This window comes from Acidovorax sp., from assembly GCF_046339755.1.
Lineage (GTDB): Bacteria > Pseudomonadota > Gammaproteobacteria > Burkholderiales > Burkholderiaceae_C > Acidovorax.
The window spans coordinates 1-5,736 of record NZ_JBKDTZ010000259.1 but is presented as its reverse complement, the minus strand read 5'-3'; the positions used below and the strand labels follow the sequence as shown (position 1 = coordinate 5,736).

Below are 5,736 nucleotides of genomic sequence, written 5' to 3'. Positions count from 1 at the left end.
CTGTATGCCTTCATCAACATGGGCGTGTTGGCAGCCCTGGCCGGGCTGGTGTTTGCGGCGCGGCTAAACACCGCCACGCCCAAGGCGGGCCTGGGTTTTGAGCTGGACGTGATTGCAGCCTGCTTCATCGGCGGCGCATCGGCATCGGGCGGCGTGGGCAAGGTGATGGGCGCGGTCATCGGCGCCTTTGTGATGGGCGTGATGAACAACGGCATGTCCATCCTGGGCATCGGCATCGACTACCAGCAGGTCATCAAGGGCGTGGTGTTGCTCGCCGCCGTGCTGGTCGATGTCTACAACAAAAACAAGGCGTGACGGCCCATGTACATGGCCACTGCCCCCACCCCATTACCTGTGCTGCAGCTCACAGGCATTCACAAGCAGTTTGCCGGTATTCCGGTGCTGCACGACGTGCAGCTGAACCTGTACCCGGGCGAGATCCATGCCCTCATGGGCCAGAACGGCGCGGGCAAGTCCACGCTGATCAAGGTGCTCACCGGCGTGCTGCCGGCCAGCAGCGGCCAGATGCGGCTGGCCGGCCAGGCCGCGTGGCCCGATTCGCCGCTGGCCGCGCAGCGCCTGGGCATCAGCACCGTGTACCAGGAGGTCAACCTCTGCCCCAACCTGTCGGTGGCCGAGAACATCTTTGCCGGACGCTACCCGCGCTGCGGCATCGCCCAGGGCTTTCTCATCGACTGGGCCACGCTGCACCAGCGCGCGCGCGAGCTGGTGGCGCGCATCGGCCTGTCCATCGACGTCACGCGCCTGCTCTCGGACTACCCGGTGGCCGTGCAGCAGTTGGTGGCCATCGCGCGGGCGCTGAGCATCGAGGCCAAGGTGCTGATCCTGGACGAGCCCACCTCCAGCCTCGACGACGACGAGGTGCAAAAGCTCTTCGAGGTGCTGCGCCGCCTGCGCGGCGAGGGCCTGGCCATCGTCTTCGTGACCCACTTCCTGAACCAGGTCTATGCCGTGTCGGACCGCATCACCGTGCTGCGCAACGGTGCCTGGGTGGGTGAATGGGCCGTCGCCGACCTGCCGCCCCAGGCGCTGATCAACGCCATGCTGGGGCGCGAGCTGGCCGCCCAGTCCACCGAACCGCCCGTGGTGCCCGACTTCGACGATGCCGCCCCCGCCCTGCTGCAGGCCGAGGGCCTGGGACAGAGCGGCCAGCTGCAGCCCATGGACCTGCGCGTGCGCGCCGGCGAGGTGGTGGGCCTGGCGGGCCTGCTCGGCTCGGGCCGCACCGAGCTGGCGCGCCTGCTCTTCGGCCTGCAGGCGCCCGACAAGGGCGTGCTGCGCGTGGATGGCCGCAGCGTGGCGTTCTCCAACCCCATGGACGCCATCCGCGAAGGCCTGGCCCTGTGCCCCGAGGAGCGCAAGACCGATGGCATCGTGGCCGAGCTGTCGGTGCGCGAGAACATCGCCCTGGCACTGCAGGCGCGCATGGGCATGGGCCGCTTCCTCTCGCGTGCCGAGCAAGCCGCCATTGCAGAGCGCTATGTGGAGATGCTGGGCATCAAGACCGCGAGCGTGGACACGCCCATCGGCCTGCTCTCGGGCGGCAACCAGCAAAAGGCCATCCTCGCGCGCTGGATGGCGACCGAGCCGCGCCTGTTGATCCTGGACGAGCCCACGCGCGGCATCGACGTGGCCGCCAAGCAGGAAATCATGGAGCAGATCCTGCGCCTGGCCCAGGCCGGCATGGCCGTGGTCTTCATTTCCTCCGAAATGAGCGAGGTGGTGCGCGTGGCGCACCGCATCGTGGTGCTGCGCGACCGCCGCAAGGTCGGCGAACTGCCCGCGGGCAGCAGCGAAGACGCTGTGTACGAACTGATTGCCGCCGAAAATGCCTGACGCATCCCGCCCCCCTACCCTCCTTGCCACTGCGTTGCAGCACCGGCTGACCTGGCCACTGGTCACCCTGGCCCTCCTGCTGGCCGTGAACACGGCCTTCAACCCCAGCTTTCTGCACATCGAGTGGCGCGATGGCCACCTCTACGGCAGCCTGATCGACATCCTCAACCGCGCCGCGCCGCTGGCCCTGGTCTCCCTGGGCATGACCCTGGTGATCGCCACGCGCGGCATCGACATCTCGGTGGGCGCCGTGGTCGCCATCGCGGCCGCCGTGGGCGCCTGGATGATCGGCGGCTCGGTCTCAGGCACCGAAAGCCGCTTTCCGATGCCTCTGGCCATCCTGGGCGCCCTGGGCGTGGCACTGGTGTGCGGGCTGTGGAACGGCCTCTTGGTGGCCAAGGTGGGCATGCAGCCCATCATCGCCACGCTGATCCTCATGGTGGCGGGCCGGGGCATCGCCCAGCTCATCACCGACGGGCAGATCATCACCATCTACTACGCGCCTTTCTTCTTTTTGGGCGGGGGCTACCTGCTGGGCCTGCCGTTCTCGCTCTTCGTGCTGGCCGCCGTGTTCATCCTGCTCTACCTGGCGGTCACGCGCACGGCGCTGGGCCTGTTCATCCAGGCCGTGGGCATCAACCCCACGGCGGCACGCGTGGCGGGCGTGCAGTCGCGCCGCCTGCTGCTGGCGGCCTACACCTTCTGCGGCGTGTGCGCGGGCATCGCGGGCCTGCTCATCAGCTCCAACGTGAAGAGCGCCGACGCCAACAACGCCGGCCAGCTGATGGAGCTCGATGCCATCCTGGCCGTCACGCTGGGCGGCACGGCGCTGACCGGCGGGCGCTTCAGCCTGGTGGGCAGCGTGATCGGTGCGCTCATCATCCAGACGCTGACCTACGCCATCTACTCCATGGGCGTGCCGCCCGAGATCAACCTGGTGGTCAAGGCCGTGGTGGTGTTTGTGGTCATGCTGCTGCAGTCGCCCGACTTCCGCGCCCAGGTCGGCGCCCTGGTGCGCCGCCCCGAAGCGGGGGGGGCCCTGTCATGAGCCATGGACACAGCCCGGCCCTGGCCGCCGCGCCAACGGTGCCACCTGCAGAACAAGGCCCCACCCCTGCCCGCATGCGACTGAACCCCAAGTACCTGCCGCTGGCGGCCACCGTCTCGCTGTTCCTGGCCATGGCCACCGCAGGCTCGGTGCTCTACACCGGCTTCTTCTCGGCCCAGGTGTTCCTGAACCTGCTGATCGACAACGCCTTTTTGATCATCGTCGCGGTGGGAATGACCTTCGTGATCCTGTCGGGCGGCATCGACCTCTCGGTGGGCTCGGTGGTGGCGCTGAGCACCATGGTGCTGGCCACGCTGGTCGAGCACCACCACTGGAGCCCCCTCGCGGCCATTCCGTTGGTGCTGCTCATGGGCACGGTGTTCGGCGCGCTCATGGGCTTTCTGATCGAGCGCTTTCGGCTGCAGCCCTTCATCGTGACCTTGGCGGGCATGTTCCTCGCGCGCGGCCTGTGCTACCTGATCAGCATCGACTCCATCAGCATTGCCGATGAAGCCTATTCGGAGATGGCGCAGTGGCGGATGGAATTCTGGGAAGGCGCCTCGCTTTCGCTGGGCGCGCTGATCGCCCTGGCGGAGCTGCTGGCCGCCATCTTCGTCGCGCACTGCACGCCCTTCGGCCGCAACGTGTATGCCGTGGGCGGCAGCGAGCATTCGGCCGTGCTCATGGGCCTGCCAGTGCGGGCCACGCTGATCGGGGTGTACACGCTTTCGGGCTTCTGCTCGGCGCTGGCCGGCGTGGTGTTCACCTTCTACATGCTCTCGGGCTACGGCCTGCATGCCACGGGCATGGAACTGGACGCCATCGCCGCCGTGGTGATCGGCGGCACCCTGCTCACAGGCGGCGTGGGCTATGTGGCCGGCACGCTGTTCGGCGTGCTGATGCTCGGAATCATCCAGACCCTGATCTCCTTCGACGGCACGCTCAGCTCGTGGTGGACGCGCATCGTCGTCGGCGTGCTGCTCTTCGTCTTCTGCCTGCTGCAGCGCCTGCTCACGCACCGCAGCGGCAAGCCCTCCTGAATCCCACGAACCACCTCTCCCAAAACCACAACAGCATGACTTCCTCCCCGCGCAAGCTCCGCTCCGCCGCATGGTTCGGCACCGCCGACAAGAACGGCTTCATGTACCGCAGCTGGATGAAGAACCAGGGCATCCCCGACCACGAGTTCGATGGCCGACCCATCATCGGCATCTGCAACACCTGGTCCGAGCTCACGCCCTGCAACGCCCACTTTCGCAAGATCGCCGAGCATGTCAAGCGCGGCATCTACGAGGCGGGCGGCTTTCCGGTCGAGTTCCCGGTGTTCTCCAACGGCGAATCCAACCTGCGCCCCACGGCCATGCTCACGCGCAACCTGGCCAGCATGGACGTGGAGGAAGCCATCCGCGGCAACCCCATTGATGCGGTGGTGCTGCTGGTCGGCTGCGACAAGACCACGCCCGCCCTGCTGATGGGCGCGGCCAGTTGCGACGTGCCGGCCATCGTGGTCACGGGCGGGCCCATGCTCAACGGCAAGCTCGACGGCAAGGACATCGGCTCGGGCACGGCCGTGTGGCGGCTGCATGAGTCGCTGAAGGCGGGCGAGATCAACGAGCACCAGTTCTTTGCCGCGGAAGCGGGCATGTCGCGCTCGGCCGGCACCTGCAACACGATGGGTACGGCCAGCACCATGGCCTGCATGGCCGAGTCGCTGGGCACCTCGCTGCCGCACAACGCAGCCATCCCGGCCGTGGACTCGCGCCGCTACGTGCTGGCCCATATGTCGGGCCGGCGCATCGTGGAGATGGCGCACGAAGGGCTCACGCTATCGAAGATCCTCACGCGCGAGGCCTTCGAGAACGCCATCCGCACCAATGCCGCCATCGGCGGCTCGACCAACGCCGTGATTCACTTGAAGGCCATCGCCGGGCGCATCGGCGTGCCGCTGGACCTGGAGGACTGGACCCGCATCGGCCGCGGCACGCCCACCCTGGTGGACCTGCAGCCCTCGGGCCGCTTCCTGATGGAAGAGTTCTACTACGCGGGCGGCCTGCCCGCCGTGCTGCGCCGCCTGGGCGAGAACGGGCTGCTGCCGCACCCCGATGCGCTCACCGTCAACGGCAAGAGCCTGTGGGACAACGTGCGCGAGGCGCCGCAGTACAACGACGAGGTAATCCGCCCCATCGACAACCCGCTGATCGCCGACGGCGGCATCTGCATCCTGCGCGGCAACCTGTCGCCGCGCGGCGCGGTGCTCAAGCCCTCGGCGGCCTCGCCCGAGCTGCTCAAGCACCGGGGCCGCGCCGTGGTGTTCGAGAACCTGGAGCACTACAAGGAGCGCATCGTCGACGAGGACCTGGACATCGACGCCAGCTGCGTGATGGTGATGAAGAACTGTGGCCCCAAGGGCTACCCCGGCATGGCCGAGGTGGGCAACATGGGCCTGCCGCCCAAGCTGCTGCGCCAGGGCGTGAAGGACCTGGTGCGCATCTCCGACGCGCGCATGAGCGGCACGGCCTACGGCACCGTGGTGCTGCACGTGGCACCCGAGGCCGCTGCGGGCGGCCCGCTGGCCGCCGTGCGCGATGGCGACTTCATCGAACTCGACTGCGAGCAGGGCCGCCTGCACCTCGATATCAGCGACGAGGAACTGGCCGCACGCCTGGCCGCACTTTCCAACACCGACATGGGTGGGCGTGGTGGCTACCAGCGCCTGTATGTGGACCACGAGCTGCAGGCCGACGATGGCTGCGACTTCGACTTCCTGGTCGGTTGCCGGGGTGCCGCCGTACCACGCCACTCGCACTGAACCTTGACCCATAGACCCATGC

At 67.8% G+C, this 5,736-nt stretch carries 5 protein-coding genes; all 5 read left to right on the top strand.

Annotated elements, in window-relative coordinates; translation table 11 throughout:
* Positions 1 to 315: ABC transporter permease subunit (locus ACK59X_RS22620; RefSeq protein WP_409960627.1), on the top strand; the 315-nt coding region annotated here is incomplete at its 5' end.
* Positions 316 to 321: 6 nt separating this feature from the next.
* On the top strand, positions 322 to 1,857 hold the full coding sequence (locus ACK59X_RS22615; RefSeq protein WP_409960626.1) for a sugar ABC transporter ATP-binding protein: 1,536 nt from the start codon (positions 322 to 324) through the stop codon (positions 1,855 to 1,857).
* Positions 1,850 to 2,905, top strand: a complete 1,056-nt coding sequence (locus tag ACK59X_RS22610) for an ABC transporter permease (RefSeq protein ID WP_409960625.1) — start codon at positions 1,850 to 1,852, stop codon at positions 2,903 to 2,905. Before ACK59X_RS22615 ends, ACK59X_RS22610 begins: the two co-directional genes overlap by 8 nt.
* Positions 2,902 to 3,945, top strand: coding sequence for a galactofuranose ABC transporter, permease protein YjfF (gene yjfF / locus ACK59X_RS22605; RefSeq protein WP_409960624.1), 1,044 nt, complete (start codon positions 2,902 to 2,904; stop codon positions 3,943 to 3,945). Before ACK59X_RS22610 ends, yjfF begins: the two co-directional genes overlap by 4 nt.
* A gap of 35 nt (positions 3,946 to 3,980) precedes the next feature.
* Positions 3,981 to 5,714: an IlvD/Edd family dehydratase gene (locus ACK59X_RS22600; RefSeq protein ID WP_409960623.1), complete on the top strand. Its 1,734-nt coding sequence runs from the start codon at positions 3,981 to 3,983 to the stop codon at positions 5,712 to 5,714.
* Positions 5,715 to 5,736: the final 22 nt, after the last annotated feature.

Bases quoted from the DNA above. Each gene is read 5' to 3' on its own strand.
- ACK59X_RS22615 (WP_409960626.1), top strand. From the start codon at position 322: ATGTACATGGCCACTGCCCCCACCCCATTACCTGTGCTGCAGCTCACA.
- ACK59X_RS22610 (WP_409960625.1), top strand. From the start codon at position 1,850: ATGCCTGACGCATCCCGCCCCCCTACCCTCCTTGCCACTGCGTTGCAG.
- yjfF (WP_409960624.1), top strand. From the start codon at position 2,902: ATGAGCCATGGACACAGCCCGGCCCTGGCCGCCGCGCCAACGGTGCCA.
- ACK59X_RS22600 (WP_409960623.1), top strand. From the start codon at position 3,981: ATGACTTCCTCCCCGCGCAAGCTCCGCTCCGCCGCATGGTTCGGCACC.